At 32.6% G+C, this 18,781-nt stretch carries 20 protein-coding genes; 9 read left to right on the top strand and 11 right to left on the bottom strand.

All coding sequences use genetic code 11. The annotated features are described in order from the left end of the window. Positions 1-84: 84 nt before the first annotated feature. The 7 genes from PQF96_RS05725 to PQF96_RS05695 all read left to right on the top strand — a co-directional run bounded on the left by PQF96_RS05725 (position 85) and on the right by PQF96_RS05695 (position 5,671). On the top strand, positions 85-681 hold the full coding sequence (locus tag PQF96_RS05725; protein ID WP_109435237.1) for a SprT-like domain-containing protein: 597 nt from the start codon (positions 85-87) through the stop codon (positions 679-681). A 3-nt stretch (positions 682-684) separates the two neighbouring features. Then, positions 685-1,764, top strand: coding sequence for a mannose-1-phosphate guanylyltransferase (locus PQF96_RS05720; protein WP_143915311.1), 1,080 nt, complete (start codon positions 685-687; stop codon positions 1,762-1,764). 7 nt (positions 1,765-1,771) lie between these two features. Next, the gene (locus tag PQF96_RS05715; protein ID WP_271765385.1) at positions 1,772-3,217 is read left to right on the top strand and encodes a DUF389 domain-containing protein; all 1,446 of its coding nucleotides are present in this window, start codon (positions 1,772-1,774) and stop codon (positions 3,215-3,217) included. 48 nt (positions 3,218-3,265) lie between these two features. Continuing rightward, positions 3,266-4,192: an AraC family transcriptional regulator gene (locus PQF96_RS05710; protein ID WP_271765384.1), complete on the top strand. Its 927-nt coding sequence runs from the start codon at positions 3,266-3,268 to the stop codon at positions 4,190-4,192. Positions 4,193-4,305: 113 nt separating this feature from the next. Further along, entirely contained in the window at positions 4,306-4,698 is a 393-nt protein-coding gene (locus PQF96_RS05705) for a VOC family protein (RefSeq protein WP_109435232.1), read from the top strand. Between the two features lie 58 nt (positions 4,699-4,756). Next, the gene (locus PQF96_RS05700) at positions 4,757-5,080 is read left to right on the top strand and encodes a winged helix-turn-helix transcriptional regulator (RefSeq protein ID WP_143915315.1); all 324 of its coding nucleotides are present in this window, start codon (positions 4,757-4,759) and stop codon (positions 5,078-5,080) included. A 72-nt stretch (positions 5,081-5,152) separates the two neighbouring features. Beyond that, complete coding sequence (locus PQF96_RS05695) at positions 5,153-5,671, top strand: flavodoxin family protein (protein ID WP_109435230.1); 519 nt, start codon at positions 5,153-5,155, stop codon at positions 5,669-5,671. A 197-nt stretch (positions 5,672-5,868) separates the two neighbouring features. Here the strand turns inward: PQF96_RS05695 and PQF96_RS05690 are convergent, their stop codons facing one another. Then, positions 5,869-6,633: an ABC transporter ATP-binding protein gene (locus PQF96_RS05690; protein ID WP_109435229.1), complete on the bottom strand. Its 765-nt coding sequence runs from the start codon at positions 6,631-6,633 to the stop codon at positions 5,869-5,871. Next, positions 6,633-7,370 (bottom strand): MlaE family ABC transporter permease, encoded by a 738-nt coding sequence (locus PQF96_RS05685; protein WP_109435228.1) that lies wholly within the window; start codon positions 7,368-7,370, stop codon positions 6,633-6,635. The genes PQF96_RS05690 and PQF96_RS05685 overlap by 1 nt, the downstream gene beginning before the upstream one ends. 113 nt (positions 7,371-7,483) lie before the next feature. Between PQF96_RS05685 and pafA the strand changes: the two genes are divergently transcribed. Further along, the gene (gene pafA, locus PQF96_RS05680) at positions 7,484-9,121 is read left to right on the top strand and encodes an alkaline phosphatase PafA (protein ID WP_271765383.1); all 1,638 of its coding nucleotides are present in this window, start codon (positions 7,484-7,486) and stop codon (positions 9,119-9,121) included. A 102-nt stretch (positions 9,122-9,223) separates the two neighbouring features. Here pafA and PQF96_RS05675 read toward each other — a convergent pair whose 3' ends face one another. The 6 genes from PQF96_RS05675 to gcvP all read right to left on the bottom strand — a co-directional run bounded on the left by PQF96_RS05675 (position 9,224) and on the right by gcvP (position 16,693). Beyond that, complete coding sequence (locus PQF96_RS05675) at positions 9,224-10,630, bottom strand: TlpA family protein disulfide reductase (RefSeq protein WP_271765382.1); 1,407 nt, start codon at positions 10,628-10,630, stop codon at positions 9,224-9,226. 92 nt (positions 10,631-10,722) lie between these two features. Continuing rightward, positions 10,723-11,571 carry a glycosyltransferase gene (locus tag PQF96_RS05670; RefSeq protein ID WP_271765381.1) on the bottom strand — a complete coding sequence of 283 codons (849 nt, stop codon included), beginning with the start codon at positions 11,569-11,571 and terminating at the stop codon, positions 10,723-10,725. Positions 11,572-11,607: 36 nt separating this feature from the next. After that, positions 11,608-12,138 carry a methyltransferase gene (locus PQF96_RS05665; protein WP_109435224.1) on the bottom strand — a complete coding sequence of 177 codons (531 nt, stop codon included), beginning with the start codon at positions 12,136-12,138 and terminating at the stop codon, positions 11,608-11,610. Positions 12,139-12,222: 84 nt separating this feature from the next. After that, the gene (locus PQF96_RS05660; protein WP_271765380.1) at positions 12,223-13,281 is read right to left on the bottom strand and encodes a 3-oxoacyl-ACP synthase III family protein; all 1,059 of its coding nucleotides are present in this window, start codon (positions 13,279-13,281) and stop codon (positions 12,223-12,225) included. A 117-nt stretch (positions 13,282-13,398) separates the two neighbouring features. Then, entirely contained in the window at positions 13,399-13,764 is a 366-nt protein-coding gene (locus PQF96_RS05655) for a group III truncated hemoglobin (RefSeq protein WP_109435222.1), read from the bottom strand. Positions 13,765-13,834: 70 nt separating this feature from the next. Beyond that, positions 13,835-16,693: an aminomethyl-transferring glycine dehydrogenase gene (gcvP, locus tag PQF96_RS05650; RefSeq protein WP_109435221.1), complete on the bottom strand. Its 2,859-nt coding sequence runs from the start codon at positions 16,691-16,693 to the stop codon at positions 13,835-13,837. A gap of 137 nt (positions 16,694-16,830) precedes the next feature. Here gcvP and PQF96_RS05645 point away from each other — a divergent pair, with 137 nt between their 5' ends. After that, positions 16,831-17,661 (top strand): UbiA prenyltransferase family protein, encoded by an 831-nt coding sequence (locus PQF96_RS05645; RefSeq protein WP_271765379.1) that lies wholly within the window; start codon positions 16,831-16,833, stop codon positions 17,659-17,661. Here the strand turns inward: PQF96_RS05645 and PQF96_RS05640 are convergent. Genes PQF96_RS05640 through PQF96_RS05630 form a run of 3 tightly spaced genes read right to left on the bottom strand, consistent with a single transcriptional unit; the run spans position 17,650 to position 18,778 of the window. Then, complete coding sequence (locus tag PQF96_RS05640; protein WP_271765378.1) at positions 17,650-17,904, bottom strand: hypothetical protein; 255 nt, start codon at positions 17,902-17,904, stop codon at positions 17,650-17,652. The two genes, PQF96_RS05645 and PQF96_RS05640, sit on opposite strands and share 12 nt — an antisense overlap. Before the next feature lie 58 nt (positions 17,905-17,962). After that, positions 17,963-18,217, bottom strand: a complete 255-nt coding sequence (locus PQF96_RS05635; RefSeq protein WP_109435218.1) for a hypothetical protein — start codon at positions 18,215-18,217, stop codon at positions 17,963-17,965. A gap of 6 nt (positions 18,218-18,223) precedes the next feature. Further along, positions 18,224-18,778 carry a sigma-70 family RNA polymerase sigma factor gene (locus PQF96_RS05630; protein ID WP_109435217.1) on the bottom strand — a complete coding sequence of 185 codons (555 nt, stop codon included), beginning with the start codon at positions 18,776-18,778 and terminating at the stop codon, positions 18,224-18,226. Between the last annotated feature and the right edge of the window lie 3 nt (positions 18,779-18,781).

Below are 18,781 nucleotides of genomic sequence, written 5' to 3'. Positions count from 1 at the left end.
AAATAATAAATTAAGCGTACTATTCTGGTGCGCTTAATTTTGTATTTTGCAAAAGCAAAAAGGAAGATTAATAATTTTATACGCTTGAAAGAAATATTAAGGAGATATATTCCAGAACGATCTGTAGATAGGGCATTTGATTTGGTTGTAAAATGTAATGTACATCTTAAAATCGTTAATGAACGAGTTACAAGACATGGAGATTACCGCAAAATGCCTGATGGAAGACATCAGATTACAGTAAATGCCTCTCTTAATAAATATCGTTTTCTCATTACACTAATTCATGAAATTGCTCATTTGGTCGCTTTTGAACAGTATGGGAGATTTATAAAACCTCATGGTGTAGAATGGAAAAATACTTTTCAGAAATTGATGCTACCCTACATTAATCCAGAGATTTTTCCATCTAAGCTATTACCTGTCATAGCGAATCATTTTAAAAACCCAAGAGCAAGTAGTGATACTGATGAAAAATTAGCATTAGCATTAAAACAATTTGATCCTGCTAATGATAAAAATTATATCTTTGAATTACCCCTAGGAAGTGTTTTTCGATTATATAATGGAAAAATCTTCAAAAAAGGTAATAAGAAAGTAAAGCGCTATGAATGCGTAGAACTTGATACAGGAAGAGTTTACCTTTTTAATCCAAACGCAGAAGTTGAATTATTAAACTGACTTATGAACAAAAATTATTATGCTATTCTTATGGCGGGCGGAGTAGGCTCTAGGTTTTGGCCAGTAAGTACAACAGAATTTCCGAAACAATTTCATGATATGTTGGGTACAGGAGAAACTTTAATTCAACGTACTTTTTCTCGTTTAACTAAGATTATTCCAAAAGAGAATATATTTATTCTTACTAATCAGCGTTATAATGATTTGGTTTTAGAACAATTGCCAGAAGTACAACAGAAGCAGGTAGTTACTGAGCCAGCGATGCGTAATACAGCACCATGTATCCTGTATGCATCATTAAAAATTCAAAAAGATAATCCTGATGCAGTAATGGTTGTAGCGCCAAGCGATCACTGGATTGAAGATGAAACCGCCTTTATAGCAAATTTAGAACAAAGCTTTATAGCTTGTTCTAAAAGCGATATTCTCATGACTTTGGGGATTCAACCAACATTTCCTAATACAGGCTATGGATATATTCATTATGATAAAGAAAGCAAAGTTGCAAGAAAAAAAGTAATTCAGTTTACTGAGAAGCCAGATTATGATACTGCAAAACAGTTCTTGAGTACTGGGAATTATTTATGGAATGCAGGAATATTTATTTGGAGTGCTAAAAGCATTATAACAGCATTTAGTAGATTTCAAAAAGAAATGACTGCATTATTTGAAAAAGGAATACAGGTGTATAATACCAAGGAAGAAGGTGATTTTATCAATACTAATTACCCGCTAGCAGAAAATATATCTATTGATTATGCCATTTTGGAAAAAGCAGAGAATGTATATGTATTTCCTGCAACATTTGATTGGAATGATTTAGGTACCTGGGGATCATTATATGATAAACTAGATAAAACAGAAGCAAATAATGCTGTCGTTAATGCTAACGTTTTGGCAGTAAATGCGTCTAATAATATGATTAGAACTTCAAGCGATAAAATTGTCGTAGTTGATGGTTTAGAGGATTATATCATTGTTGATAAAGAAGATGTACTCTTGATTTACCCTAAAAGCAAAGAACAGGATATTAAAGTAGTACTTAAAAAAGTAAAAGAAAAATACGGAGAACAATACGGATAAATTTATTATGGAAGAGAATACCAACCAACCGATTCCTGATCAGGAAGAGATGGCAGAATCAGTAAAAAGAGATGCAAAAGGGCTTTTTGAAAGTATAAGCCAATTTCTTTCAGAACTTTTGGATATTCGATCAGAAACAGACAAAGATCAAACAATTGAGGATGTTAAAAATGATATTCCATTTAAAGGACATACTGCTTGGATTCTTATTTTTTCGGTATTTGTAGCATCTATAGGTCTTAATGTAAGTTCTACTGCCGTGGTTATTGGAGCGATGTTAATTTCTCCATTAATGGGGCCTATCGTAGGGGTAGGTCTATCTATTGCTATTAATGATATAGATACATTAAAAAGATCTATGGTGAATTTAGGAGTGATGGTAGGCTTAAGTGTAATTGCCGCTACACTTTATTTTTGGGTTTCTCCACTAACAGAATTAACTCCCGAATTAGAGTCACGAACAGCTCCTACTATTTTGGATGTATTGGTAGCAGTTTCTGGAGGCCTTGCATTAATTATCGCAAAATCCAAGAAAGGTACAATGCCTAATGCTATAGCAGGAGTAGCAATTGCTACTGCTTTAATGCCTCCTTTGTGTACTGTAGGATATGGTATAGCAGAGTGGGAGTTAGAATATGCCGTAGGTGCTTTGTATTTATTTTCAATCAATGCGATATTTATAGCATTGTCAACATTTACGGTTGCAAAATTATTACGTTTTCCGATGATTCGTTATGCAAATTCTGCAAAGCGAAAACGTATTGCTCAACTTGCTTCTTTACTAGCTATATTTGCTATGATTCCTGCAAGTTATACATTTTATGTAACTCTTAATGAGAGTAATGCTAAGAGAGATTACAAAGCTTTTATGTTAAATGAGATTGATGCTAATGAAAACTTATATCTACGAAAAGATTTCTATGATTATGATAACGAATCTATAAAACTATATTTTGATGGAGAAATCACAGAAGCAACAGTAAGCGATTTGCAAAATGAAATTAAAAAGTATTCGAGTATTAGTGATTTTACATTAGCTATAAATGGAAATAAATCAAGAGGGATTGACCAGATCTCAAAAGCCTATGATCGTTCTATTGAGCAATTAAATCGTTTAGAAAAAGATAATGATAAACTTCTTGATGAAATTGAAGATCTAAAAATCCAAATAGCCGGATTAGAAACTCAACTTAAAGAGGCAAATAAAGTAGTGCCTGTGGATGTAATGCCTTATAGTAATATTGCAAAAGATGCAAAAATCAGATTTCCAGACCTGGCAGAACTTGGATATGGTGAAGTGTTGAAATCGAATTTTTTAAAAGTAGATACAGTACAGGTTATTTTTCCTAGATGGAAGTTTAAAGTATCAGATAGTCTGAATCAAATTAGGGTGAATGCATTACAAAAATGGATAACCAAGGAAATGAAAGCTGATACACTATATGTAGAATAGAGTAACCAAACTATGATGGGTGCTGGATGATTTCAACGTAAAACAAAAATGATAATTTCAGAAAACGAGATTCGCAAAGATTATATTAATCGAGTTAACAAAGCTCTAAGATTTATTGATGATCATTTGGACTCAGAATTATCATTAGAGTCTGTTGCTAATGCGGCTCACTATTCGCCATTTCACTTTCATAGAATCTTTAAAGCGATGGTTAATGAAACTCTTAATGCTTATATTACAAGAAGGCGAATTGAAAAAATGGCTTCTATACTGATGCACAAAAAAGAAGTACGTATTACAGAGCTTTCTCTTCAATATGGTTTTAATAGTAATTCTGCATTTACCAGGGCTTTTAAGAATTTTTACAGTGTATCTCCTTCAGAATTTAGAAAACTAAATCCAGGAAAATTTAGCAAGATAAGTAAAGTAGAAAGCAAGAATGGTCAAGAAAAACTAATCTTCGAAAAATATATTTGCAATATTAATAATCATTTAAATTGGATTAAAATGAATGCAAATATTGAAATTAAAGAAATACCAGAATTACATTTTGCCAGTAGCACTCATATTGGAATAGATGGAATAGAAAATGCCTTCGAAAGAATGTTAAAATGGGCTAGATCAAAAAGGTTATTGGATAATCCTGAGACTAAAATGACAAGAATTTTTCATGATAGCTTTAAAATAACAGCAGAAGATAAAGTGCGTATGAGTATTTGCGTACTCACAAATGAACCTTTTGAAGAAGAAGGGGGAATAAGTAAAGTTCAAATCAAAAAAGGAAGTTGCATCGTAGGCCGTTTTGAAATTACACCTGATGATTTTGAAAAATCCTGGAGCGGGATGTTTGTTTGGATGAGTAATAACGGATATAAAAGAGCAGAACAAAATCCATTTGAAATTTACCATAACGATTTCCGTAAACACCCAGAAAATAAGTGCGTAGTTGATTTATATATTCCGATCGAAAGGTAGAGTGTCAATATCATGTGTTACAATTATATGTTAGAAAACACATTGTTTTGTTTTACATTTTGTATTGGATTGAGATAATAAGATTTTTGTATACCCTCTATAAAAAAGAAATTATGAAATTTGCATACACCATTATTTATGTAGAAAATGTTCCTGAAACCATTGATTTTTATGAGAAGGCATTTGGATTTAAAAAGAAATTTATAACACCAGAAAATGATTATAGCGAATTGATTTCTGGAGAAACAACAATTGCATTTGCATCAATAGAATTAGGAAACTCTAATGTTAAGGACGGATTTATAAAAAGCTCACTTCTAGAAAAGCCATTTGGAGTAGAATTGGCATTTACCACAGAAAATATTGATTTTGATTTTGAAAAAGCAATTAAAGCAGGTGCCATCGAAGTAGAGAAACTTATAACTAAACCTTGGGGACAAAAAGTTGGATATGTTAAGGATAATAATGGGTTTTTGATTGAGATATGTACTCCAATCAAGAATTGATAATTATCGAAATCCATACGATTTATTTATATCTTCATTTTTGAATGAAATTTGAAACATGAGTGCATACCAGAGAAAAACCCCGTTAAAAAGTGATTGCGCTATAGAAAAGGCATTACATGTTATTTCGGGAAAATGGAAGCCCGCAATACTCAATGAGCTTTTGAAGAGAAATACTAGGCTTAAAGATATTCAAAAAGGCCTTCCCGAAGCTTCAAAAAGAGCATTAACGCAACAGTTAAAGGAAATGATTGATGATGGACTAATTCAAAAAAAGGATTTTAATGAATTTCCTAAACGAACCGAATATTCAATTACTGACTTAGGGACCAAACTTTCTTCAGTTTTTGAAGAACTTTCAAAATTTGGAAATACTTTATAGGGTAAAAATCACCCCTTATTTGATAATTGCTTTAAACAGAATAGCTTTGCTTTTTAATTAAATATATTCAAAATGAATAAAAAAGGAGTGCTTATTCAGGGAAGTTCGAGAAGCAAAGGAAACACTAATATAATTGTATCTTATATTAAAGAAAGGACAGGGTTTGATGTTATAGATTTAAAATCAAAACGCATTAGTGCATATGATTATGAATCAGAAAACATTGATGATGATTTTATTCCTTTAATGAAAGAAATTGTGAATGCCTATGATATTATAATTTTTGCTACTCCCGTGTATTGGTATGCTATGAGTGGTGATATGAAAATATTTTTTGACAGAATAACAGACTGCTTGAAAATTGAAAAAGAGATCGGAAGAAAATTGAGAGGGAAAATAATGGGTATGGTAAGCTGCGGTTTTGATGCAGAGCTTAAGAATGGATTCACTATGCCTTTTATAGAATCTGCTAATTATTTGGGGATGCATTATCTTGGGGATATACATACCTGGATAGAGGGGGGAGCAATTTCTGAATCTTTGCAAAAAAAACTTAATAGTTTTATTGAAGAAAAAATAAAAATTATATAAAATTACTTAGTACATTTTTTTATGTATAAGATTATTTAAGATATACTGAATGAATAAAAAAGAATGAAACTAGAAGGTTTGTAGACTATAGCTTTTAAAACATTTACTATTTTATTGAAATGTTAGAAAATAAAACTTTTCTGAATAAGACAAGAGCTAATTACTACTAAAAAAGATAGACTTACTTTTCTTAAAATTTATAACCCTTTTATCTGCGCGTCACGTACTTTTTTGAAAAGGTTAGATGAATATACAAAATCGGTTACAGCTTTGTTATCAGTCTTGAAAATCTGGCTTTTGTCACCTTCCCATTCTAGGTATCCATTTTTAAGGAAAACAATCTTTTCTCCGATTTCCATTACAGAGTTCATATCGTGAGTGTTAATCACAGTAGTGATGTCATATTCTTCTGTGATTTCTTTAATGAGATTATCAATGACAATTGCTGTTCTTGGATCCAGTCCAGAATTAGGTTCGTCACAGAATAGATATTTTGGCCTGGTTACGATAGCTCGAGCTATAGCAACTCGTTTTTGCATCCCTCCACTAATTTCAGAAGGAAGTTTGTTATTTGCATTTTCAAGATTAACTCGATTCAAAACCTCATGAACTCTCTCAAGCATATCATCTTTTTTCTGCTTGGTAAACATCATCAAAGGAAACATTACATTCTCTTCTACTGTCATAGAATCAAATAATGCACTTCCTTGAAAAACCATTCCCATTTGTTCTCTTAAATCTCTTTGTTGTTCTTCGGATAGTTCAGAATATGTGCTGCCATCATAACATATAGCGCCTTGTTCTGGAGTAAAAAGACCAAGTAGACATTTTAAAAAAACAGTTTTTCCACTTCCACTGGTACCAATAATAAGATTGGTTTTACCTCGATCAAAAGTAGTAGTGATTCCTTTTAAGATTTCCTCTCCGTTAAATCCTTTATGTAGGTTTGTAACTTCTATCATTAGCTTAATAATAACTGTGTGAGTACATAATTAGAAATAATAATAACTACTGTAGTCCATACAAAAGCAGAAGTACTTGCTTTACCAACTTCTAATGCACCACCTTTCATGTAGTATCCATGAAATGATGGTATTGTAGCTAGTAAAAAAGAGTATAAAAACGTTTTAATAAATGCATAGACAAGATGATATGGGATGAATTCTTCTCTAAGCCCAGTTAAAAAATCTGATGTAGAAACAAATCCACCATAGACTCCAGCAACATATGCTCCAAATATACCTGTAAACATTGCAATTGCAATAACAAAAGGATAGGTGAGCATAGCAATGATCTTTGGGAAAATTAAGTAATTAAGAGAATTAATACCCATAACCTCAAGTGCATCAATTTGTTCTGTAACTCTCATTGTTCCTATGCTTGAGGTGATAAAAGAACCTACTTTACCGGCCATAATTACAGAAATAAATGTCGGCGCAAATTCGAGGATAACCGATTGTCTTGAAGCAAAAGCAATAAGTTTTTTTGGTATTAAAGGATTTGTAAGATTAAGTGCAGTCTGAATCGCAACAACAGCTCCGATAAAAAATGCAAGAAACACAGTTATACCTAAAGAACCAATAATGAGATCATCGATTTCTTTAAATATTAGATTTCGTATCACAGAACCTTTAGTCATTCGACTAAAAACTCCTTTTAACATTAAAAAATATCGACCAATATCGTCTAAGTAAAACATGCTGCATAATTAGAAAGGCTAAAATAGAAAAAAAAATAGCTACAGCATTTAACCTTCTATTAAAGTTTTACATTTGTACAAATAGTACTTTAGCGACTTAAATTTATAAAGTAATGACAAAGAAAGTATTTCTAATAACATGGTTAGCCTTACTGTGTATTCCTTGTAATTCGCAGGAGAATAAGATTAATAGTTCACCAAAACTTGTTGTTGGTATTGTAGTAGATCAAATGCGATATGATTATATCACAAGGTTTTATGGTAGATTTGGAGAAGATGGATTTAAACGTATGATTCGAGAGGGGTATAATTGTAAGAATAACCATTTTAATTATGTACCTACATATACAGGACCCGGCCATGCTTCTGTTTTTACAGGAACAACACCGCAAAACCATGGTATAATCTCTAATCATTGGTATGATAAGTTTAGTAAAGAGATGGTGTATTGTGCTAGTGATTCTTCAGTTAAGGCAGTAGGTTCAGAGAGTGATATGGAAAGAATGTCGCCTCATCGTATGAAAACCTCCACCGTAACCGATCAAAATAGATTACATACCCAGTTAAAGGGAAAAACTATAGGAATTGCAATAAAAGACAGAGGAGCTATTTTGCCTGCAGGGCATTCTGCTAATGCGGCATATTGGTTTAGAGGGAAGGACGAAGGAAAATGGATCACAAGTACATACTATCGAAATGATTTACCAGGTTGGGTTGAAAAATTTAATAACTCTGGTCAAGCCAAATCTTATTTTAAGGTATGGAATACATTGTATGATATTAAAACATATACCGAAAGTGGTGAGGATCAAAATAAATTTGAAGGAGGGTATAAAGGAAAAGAGACAGCTACATTCCCTTATGACTTGGCTAAATTAAAAGATGAAAATTCTGGATATGATATTTTAAAATCATCTGCATTTGGAAATAGTCTAACGGCTGATTTTGCAATAGCAGCGATTGAGGGAGAAGAATTAGGTGCTGATGAGGTTACAGATTTTTTAACGGTTAGTTTTTCTAGTACAGATTATGTTGGACATAATTTTGGAGTAAATTCAAAAGAAATTCAGGATACATATTTACGATTAGATAAGGATTTGGGACGTTTCTTTACTGCATTAGATACAAAAGTAGGTAAAGGAGAGTATACAGTTTTTTTAACAGCTGATCATGGAGCAGTTCATGTACCTTCTTACTTGCAGTCGGTTAAAATTCCTTCGGGCTATTTTGATAGAGATGCTTTTAAAACCAAAGTGGAGACATTTGTGAAAGAAAAGTTTAAAGTAGACGGATTGATTGAAAATATTTCTAACAATCAAGTGTTTTTTAACTATAAAACATTGTCAAAAAATAATGTTGTGTCAGAAGAATTGCAGAATGCAATAGCTCATTTTGTATTACAAGAAGATCAGATAGACAAAGTTTTTACCAGAAGTCAATTGCAAAATGGAGAGTTTTCTTCTGGTATTGTAGCTTTGGTACAGAAAGGATATAATCAAAAAAGAAGTGGAGATGTGGTTATTGTTTTAGACCCCGCTACGATTTCGTATTCAAAAACCGGTTCTACTCATGGAAGTGGCTTAAATTATGATACCCATGCTCCATTATTATTTTTTGGTTATGGTATTAAAAAGGGGAGCACAACAAGAAAAACACATATACCAGACATCGCTCCAACAATTTCTGCGTTGCTAGGAATTACTTTTCCAAATGGAGCGACTGGAGATGTATTGTCATTTGTTTTAGAATAATTAAATCAATACATACAATCGTAATAGTAAAAGGCTAAATCTTATTATCAATAGGATTTAGCCTTTTAAGTATGTCTTGATTTTTAATCAGAATAACTTCATTTATATTTTTAATTCCTTGAAAACATCAAGAAGTTTGGCATCAGATGGTCTAGGAGCACTGGCACTTACAATTTTACCGTTTGGGTCTATTAAAATGAACCTAGGTATTCCCTGTATCCCATAATCAACAATAAATTGAGAAGACCAATTGTTGTCGGCGAATAATTGAATACCGCCTAACTCTTTTTCTGTAACCATCTTTTTCCAAGCATCGTGTTGTGCTTTTTTATCAATAGATATACTAACGAATTCGATATTTTTATTATGAAATTCTTTTTCTATTTTTTTAAGATGTGGAATTTCAGCTTTACACGGGCCACACCAGGTTGCCCAAACATCGATATATACATATTTTCCTTTAAGGTCGTTTAGCGAAGTAGTTCCGCCTGCAAAATTTTCATAATTATTAAATACAGGAGACTCATTTCCTTTAACTAATTGCTTTACTTTTTCGAATTGTTGTGTTAATTCACTTTTAAACTCGTCATCATCAGAGACCGCCATAATCATGTTGTACAATTCAACAGCGTTATCATTCCTAGGAGAGACTTGATAAGCAATATTTTTAATCAAAATATTTCTAATGTTTTTACTTTTAATCTTTGATAAGCTTTCCATTTGAGCTTTGTCAAACGGGATGCTATCTGCATCAGATTTTTCGCTAGAGATTCTGTCAAAGACACTCATTACTAATCGTCTGTATGCTTGAGAAGATTCAAAATCTTTAGAATTATCAATATCAAAACTTGTTAATTCATCAAGGAAGCCTGCGGGAGTCTTATATCCTGTTTTTTTTGTGTAATATGCATGATTTCCTTTAAAATCATTAATCATAGATAGATATTCATAATGATTATCACTGGTTTGGATTGAGACAAATTCGGGGTTTATATTGGTGAATTTTTTCAAAAGTTCATTTTTAGCTTGCTCTTGTTTTAATGCTTCATTTTTGAATTCTTTAGCATCTTTGCTAAATAGATTTTTATATCCTTCAGGTCCTTCAGATAAAAAGCTTTCCTGTAATAAAAGTTTTTCTGCTAAATAGTTGTTTTCGTCTGAGCCAGCCCCTGTATATTTTATACTTTCATCAAATTCTTTAACATCAATTGATAAATTTAATTGATTTCCAAAATCTAAATATATACTAGAACGTTCTTGACCAATTATAAAACCATAAGTACCTTTAGTATCTATTTTTAAGGTGTCAGAAAATGTACCATCCTCTTTAATTACTATAGTTTGACCGAAATTATTACCATCTCCATATATTTTAATTTCATTTTCTACGGCATTCTTTACTGTTCCTGAGAAAAGAACATAATCTACTTTTTCAGTTTTGTTTTCTTTATTGCAAGAAACTAAAAATAGTACACAACCTAGTGATAGAAGAAAAGATTTGATTTTCATGAGTCTATATTTTGAATGAGTTATGGGTTGAATATAAGAATTTTACAATGTCAATTTCAAAGCGTTAGCTATACTTTAAGATTTAAATAATACTAGATCAATTTTTTTTTCATCTTTTTCCAGCGCAGATTCCTAATAAACTTTCCTTCAATTGGTGAAACGAGAAATGTTTGCTTTTTCTTTTTAGCTTTAAAATATCCTGCCAAATAATCTTTGATGAGTTTGGGTTGTCGTTTCCGTAACGCTAATTTGACAGAAGCTATTAAAGTAATCAAAAGACCATATCGCATACGGTAAAAAGCTTCTCCTTGTTTATATTTTGATTTTGAGTTATATGTGTTACCGGTAGGCTTTAGATGTTTTACATGTAGTGATGCATCTGTTTTAATTTTCCAATTATGGTATTGAGCTAATAATTCGTCTACGGTATCCCATCCCATTGCGGGTCTAAGACCATTAATGTCTTTAAAACATGCTTTTCGATATGCTTTTAATGCTCCCCGAATATGATCTTTGTTAGTTAAGTTTTCTAATTTCCATTCCTGATTTTTTTGGACGTAACAAAATCCTCCTGCCATTCCTATGCTGCTATCTTTTTTAAAAAGTTCTATGATTTGTTCTATATAATTTGAAGGGAAAATCAAGTCAGCATCAAATTTACAAATGATATCATAATCAGTGTCAAGTGTTCTATAGCCTTGATAAAAAGCATTGATTACTTTACTGCCTGGCATATGTTCTTCTGAAGAATTGGTATCGATTAAACTTATGAAATCGTATTGATCAATAAATTTATTTATGATATCTACCGTAGTATCTGTGGAGTTGTCATTAACGATAACTATTTTTTGAGGTAAAACAGATTGTGATACCAAAGACTCAATAGTTTTAGCAATGAATTGTTCTTCGTTATGCGCTGGTATGACAATATATGTTTTCAAGAAATAGTATAAATTTAAATTTATAGAAGAAGCATACTAATTACTTTTGATTCTTTCTGCGTATACAATATAATACCTTGGTGTAAAAAATCGTAAAAGTGGGCGAAATCCAATTTTTTTAATAGGATGTGTCCATTTATCTCTAGCTATGATCTTCCACCCGGCTTTTTCAAGAAGCCAATCAAATTGCCAGTCTTCAAATTCATGATAATGTCGATCCCAAGGGTCGGTCTTACTTCGATAGGCAGGGGAGAACCATAATTTTAAGGGAATGGAGGCTACAAGCTTATCTGCTTTACAATCTCTTAAGACGTTAAATGGGGCGATAAGATGTTCAAAAATTTCAAAGGCCGTTAAGACTTCAACGGTATCAGTCTGGACAGCTTTGGTGTCAATGTCTAAATCTTCACCAGAAGTGTTTGAAACCGTATAGCCTTCCTTTTCCATGAAGTCCACAAAAGGATTTCGAACTCCTAAATCTAAAATAGTAGCAGGAGCAGGGACATTGTCTCTTAAAAATTCTAATGTTTTTTGATATCGTTTGTGAGGAAAAGTTCCTTCGTACATAATAATTAGGTCAATAATTATGATTGTAAAAATAGACAATTACATAGATTACCGAGATAGATCTAAAAGAATTTTATCAATGGATTAAAATTGATATAAGAAAGCATTAATGTTCATACCGGCTCCAACACTGGCGAATAATAAGATATCTCCTTTGAGAATAGATTGATTTTCTATTTTCCCCTTTAGAATCAGGTCATATAGTGTTGGAATTGTAGCAACACTACTATTTCCTAATTTTTGGATACTCATAGGCATAATATGATCAGGGACTTTTTGTTCGTAAAGGCTATAAAACCTTTTTACAATGGCTTCGTCCATCTTTTCATTAGCTTGATGGATAAGTATTTTTTTGACATCAAAGATATTAAAACCTGTCTTGTCAAGACATGCTTTCATTGCATTAGGAACATGGTTTAAGGCAAATTCATATATTTTTCTTCCATGCATCTTGATATATTTATTATGGTCTGAAGAAGTGTTGTTATATGTTTTTCCAAAGAACAAAAAATTACTTTCTTCAAAGGTGTAAGAAGCACTAACTGAAGATATGATCCCTCCTGATTCTTTTGTGTCTTCTAATATTACAGCACCTGATCCATCAGAATAGATCATAGAATCACGATCATGTTTATCGATAACTCGAGATAAAGTTTCTGCTCCAATGATAAGACATTTTTTTGCCATACCACTTTTAATGTATGATCGGGCTTGTATAACACCTTCTATCCACCCAGGACACCCAAAAAGGACATCATAGGCAACACAATATGGGTTTTTTATTTTTAATTTGTGTTTTACTCTTGCGGCGAGACTAGGTACGGCATCGCCTTGTGCAGAATTTTTGGTTACGTCTCCAAAGTTATGTGCTACAATAATATAATCAAGCGTTTCTGGGTTAATTCCAGAATTACCAATAGCTTTTTCGGCAGAAAGAAATGCTAAATCAGAAGTATTTTGTTTAGCAGAGGCATATCTACGCTCTTCAATACCAGTGATTTTTTTGAATTTGTCTATGACTGTAGTAGTGTCATGTTCGATTTGAACGCCGTCATTATTAAAAAACTGATGATTAACAAAATCCTCATTTTTCTCAATTTCACTAGGGATATAGCTTCCCGTGCCCGTTATTTTGATATTCATCGTTCCCAAATTGTATGTTGTACAAGGTAAGGTAAACATATGGGATTACTTTATTATGCGTGCATAATATTTTTTACAACGCCCAAACTTACTTTTGAAGTCAGAAATAAATATAAATTACTCAATTTTCAGTTGCATAACTGTGGCAATAGATAGCGCTCTTGTTTTTATAAGTTCTGCTTTTTCTCCTTCGAAATTAATATCTACTGTGTTACGAAATAGGGATAACCAAGTATCAAAATGAACTTTTTTAATTTTTTTTTGATTGTCTAAGTTTTTATGAATCTGAATTACATTTTTTTTATATCCTCCTGTTCTAAATAATTGTTGTTCCCAAAAATCTGTAATCTGCGGAATATGTTCTTTAAGATTGATTTTTGCGATTTCGGTAAAGTAAATACCTATCATAGGATCAGCAAATGCTTCCTTGTAAAATGTTTCCATTAGAAATATGATATCCTTTCGTGATGTAATATCTTTCATAGAATTTTGAGTTTAATCAAAAAGAGGCAACTATATAGTTGCCTCTTTTATAATTTGTATAGCTTAAATGTTAAGCTTCGGCTTCCATATATTCTTCAATAGGAGTACAGGTGCAAATTAGGTTTCTGTCTCCATAGGCATCATCTACACGTCTTACAGATGGCCAAAATTTATTTTCTGCTATATATGATAATGGATATGCTGCTTGCTCTCTTGAATATGGGAAATCCCAATTATCATCAGTTAACATTGCCAACGTATGAGGAGCATTCTTCATAACATTATTTGTGTTATCCGTAGTGATCTCTGCTATTTCCTGACGAATTGAGATCATTGCGTCACAAAAACGATCTAATTCTGACTTACTTTCACTTTCGGTGGGCTCTATCATCATAGTTCCTGCAACAGGAAAAGAAACTGTTGGGGCATGAAAACCATAATCCATAAGGCGTTTTGCTATGTCTGTTACTTCGATACCATTGGCTTTAAAAGGCCTGCAATCAATAATCATTTCATGAGCAGCTCTTCCTTTTTCGCCTACATAGAGCACACTATAATGGCCATCTAGTCTTTCTTTTATATAATTTGCGTTTAGGATTGCATATTCTGTAGCTTGCTTTAACCCTCCAGCTCCAAGCATGGTTATGTATCCATAAGATATTAAACATGCCAATGCAGATCCCCAGGGAGCTGCAGAAATTGCAGTAATAGCCTGATCTCCTCCAGTACTAATAATTGGATTACCCGGTAAAAAAGGAGCTAGTTGTTTGGCAACGCAAATTGGTCCAACTCCGGGGCCACCTCCACCGTGAGGTATTGCAAATGTTTTATGTAAATTAAGATGACATACATCGGCTCCAATAGCCCCGGGGTTGGTTAAACCAACCTGGGCATTCATATTAGCTCCGTCCATATATACCTGACCGCCATTATCATGGATAATTTTAGTAATCTCTTTGATTGCTGACTCATATACACCATGAGTTGAAGGATAAGTTACCATTAAAGCAGCAAGGTTATCCTTATGTTTTAAGGCTTTTTCTCTAAGATCCTCTACATCAATATTTCCTTCTTCGGTAGCTTTGGTAACAATTACTTTCATTCCCGCCATTACGGCTGATGCAGGGTTAGTTCCATGTGCAGAAGAAGGAATTAAGCATATGTTACGATGATGATCACCTCTCGATTCATGATAAGCACGAATGACCATTAAACCAGCAAACTCTCCTTGTGCACCAGAGTTAGGCTGCAAAGATGTAGCTGCAAAACCAGTAATCTCTGTAAGTTGATCCTCAAGTTTATTTAATACCTCTTGATATCCAATAGCTTGATTTATAGGAGCAAAAGGATGAATGTTACCCCATTGTGGATCACTGAGTGGCAACATTTCTGAGGCAGCGTTGAGTTTCATGGTACAAGAACCTAACGGAATCATAGAATGATTTAAAGAAAGATCTTTACGTTCTAGTTTTTTGATATAACGCATCAATTCTGTTTCAGAATGATAAGCGTTAAATACTTCGTTTGTTAAGAATTCGGTATTACGTTTTAAGTTTTGATCAATAGAATTTATATCTTCTATTTGTTCTATCTTATCAATAGTCTTACTATTAGTTACTTGTGCAAAAATTTTGATAATTGTATTTACATCTTCAATCGTCGTAGCCTCATTAAGAGAGATAGAGACTGTATTTGCGTCTGGATAGAAAAAATTAACTTCAAGGGTTTCGGCAGCTTTTCTAACTACGTTAGCATCTGCTTTTATACGTATAGTATCAAAATATGTTGCGTTAAGTTGTTCAAATCCTAAATTTTCTAGAGATTTAGCTAAAGTATTGACAGTTGCATTAACTTTTGAAGCAATATAGGTCAACCCTTCTGGACCATGATATACTCCATACATTCCAGCCATAACAGCAAGTAGTACTTGAGCTGTACAAATGTTTGAGGTAGCTTTATCTCGTTTGATATGTTGTTCTCTGGTCTGTAATGCCATTCGCAACGCTCGATTTCCATTTAAGTCCTGTGTAACTCCAATGATTCTACCGGGGATATTTCTTTTAAATGCTTCTCTTGTAGCAAAGAATCCAGCGTGTGGTCCACCATATCCTAAAGGAATTCCAAAACGTTGTGTAGTCCCTACTACAACATCAGCATCAAAACTTCCTGGTGATTTGAGCATTACTAAACTTAAAATATCTGCAGCAACCGCTACTTTAATTTCAGATTGATGTGCTTTTTGCACAAAATCGGCATAATCATAGACTTGTCCAGATTTACCCGGATATTGCACAATAGCACCATAGAAATCAGTAGAGAAATCAAAGTGTTGATGATCACCTATTACTAATTCTATACCTAAAGGAATTGCTCTTGTCTTTAATAAAGAAAGTGTTTGAGGAAGTATTTCTTCGGAAACAAAAAATTTATTAACCTCATTTTTTTTCTGTGCTCTAGATCGAACTGCAAATAACATTGTCATGGCTTCTGCTGCTGCCGTACTCTCATCTAGTAATGATGCATTAGCCAATTCCATACCGGTAAGATCACAGATCATGGTTTGATAATTTAACAATGCTTCTAATCTACCTTGAGCAATTTCTGCTTGATATGGAGTATAAGCTGTATACCACCCTGGATTCTCAAGGATATTACGTTGAATAACTGCAGGTAAACATGCTTCATGATATCCTAAGCCTATATATGTTTTAAAGACTTTATTTTTTGCAGAAAGCTTTTGCATATGTGCGGAATATTCTTGTTCACTCATAGCAGAAGCAAGATTGAGTGGGTTTTTTAGAAGAATATCATCAGGAACAGTTTCATAGATAAGTTGATCCATAGAATCAACCTTTATTGTATTTAACATATTGCCTAAATCCTTTTCTGATGGACCAATATGGCGCAGTTTAAAAGAGTCAGTTTTCATAGCGAAAAAAACAGTTGAGATTAAGACCGCAAAAATACATATTTAAACCATAAAAATTTCACAATAAATTAACCATAAGGTATCAAGTTTTTAACCAATTTCGGGGTGTTATTAACACATACCCCTAAATTTATAACGTGAAAACCTTAAAAAGTATATTTAGATTTTACATCCACGGTAGTATACATGTTGCTTTAGCAAGTGTTTCTTTGGTTCAGATTACTTTAATGAAATATGGTATTTCGAGTGCATACATGTTTCTTTTCTTTAGCTTTTTTGGGTCTGTTACTGCTTATAATTTTGTGAAATATTCTAATGCATCCAAATTGTATCACAAAAGATTAACAAAATCAATGAAGGGGATTCGTGTATTAACGATTCTGAGTAGTTTGTTATTCACATATCTGGCATTTAAATTTTCTATCGAAATTCTTTTGTATATGATCCCGCTTATTGCACTTACAGTGCTTTATATTGTACCTGTTTTTCCAAATAAGAAAAACTTGAGGAATGTTGCGGGGGTGAAAATTTTCATTATTGGTTTAATTTGGGCGGGTACTACTGTTATGGTTCCTGTAGTTTTTGCAAAAGGGAGTTTTAATTTGGATTTTTGGATAGAGATGGTACAGCGTTTTCTTTTTATCATAGTAATGATGTTACCTTTTGAAATAAGAGATCTTCAATATGACGAGGCCACTTTGGAAACGGTACCACAGAAAATCGGAATAACAAGAACAAAAGTTTTTGGGAGTATATTACTAGTCGTTTTTTTGTTGCTAACGGCTACAAAGGGAGGGTTGCTTCCCTCTGTAGAGATTTTAAGTACAATCTTAGTGACTACAATTAGTTTATTGTTTTTATGGGGAACAGAGAAAAAACAATCAGAATATTATTGTTCTTTTTGGGTAGAAAGTGTTCCTATTATGTGGTTGGGTATAGTAATCATTCTACAGAATTTATTTGGTTAATTGTTCCTGTAGTTTTTGTTTCATAACTTCCTTGTCAGTAGAAGGTATTGACTGAATATTAGATTTATCCATTGCCTTAGTAAGCTTTCCATTCCTCTTTGAATATGCTCTTGTCATTTTACAATACATCAACCTAATATTAAGTTTGATAAGTTCTATGAGTGTAGCTTCACCATACTGGTTTTTATCACAGATATACTTCGCTTCTTCACAGGATACAAATAGTCTAGTAGTTTTTTCCATTATACTATTATCGTAATTCTTTTATTTTGGGGTATTATATTTATGTATATGTCTTATGTTATTCAGACATTTTTTGTTTTAGTCTTTCTTTCATCGATTCTTTTTCTGATCGATTAATACTGATGACTTTTGGATCTTTTACTAATTTTGTTAATTTCATGTTTTTTGCAGTATATTTTCTGCATGCTCTACAATATATCAAGTGTATATTAAGTTTTACTTTTTCCCAAAAAGTAGCCTCTTTATACTGATTCTTATCACAGAAGTGATTTGCTTCTGAGCAACTGACTAAAATTCCCTTTTCTTTACTCATTTTTTATTAAAACCAATTTTTTTCTAAACATTCGGCCATTGCCGTACGGGCTCTATGAATGATAACCCATAGGTTAGACGCAGTAATATCAAATTCATTACAAATAGCTTCTGTATCGAAACCTTGTATTGTTTTCATTTTAAAAATAATGGATTGTTTTTCGGGTAGTTTTTCCATACAGTTATGTATTGCTAAACCCAATTCATCATTTTCTATTTCGCTTTCTGCATTACCGTCAAAAGGATCAGCAACTCTCTCTTCTAACCAATCACCTTCAGTTTCAGAATCAGTGCTATAATTAATTCTTACCTCTGCTTTACCTTTATTACTATTAATTTTTCTGTAATGATCAATGATTTTTCTTTTCAGAATGGAAATCAGCCAAGTACGTTCACTAGCTTCTCCTTTGAAATTTTTCATGGATTTAAGCCCGGCAAAGAACGTTTCTTGCACTAAATCTTGTGCGATTTCTTTATCATCAACTCTGACAATGGTATAGTTAAACAGATAATCACTGTACTTATCCACCCATGTGTTGGGGTCTATGGTGTTTGTTGACATGGT

The organism is Aquimarina algiphila (assembly GCF_947494415.1).
GTDB lineage: Bacteria > Bacteroidota > Bacteroidia > Flavobacteriales > Flavobacteriaceae > Aquimarina > Aquimarina algiphila.
This window is presented reverse-complemented; position numbering and strand designations above follow the sequence as displayed.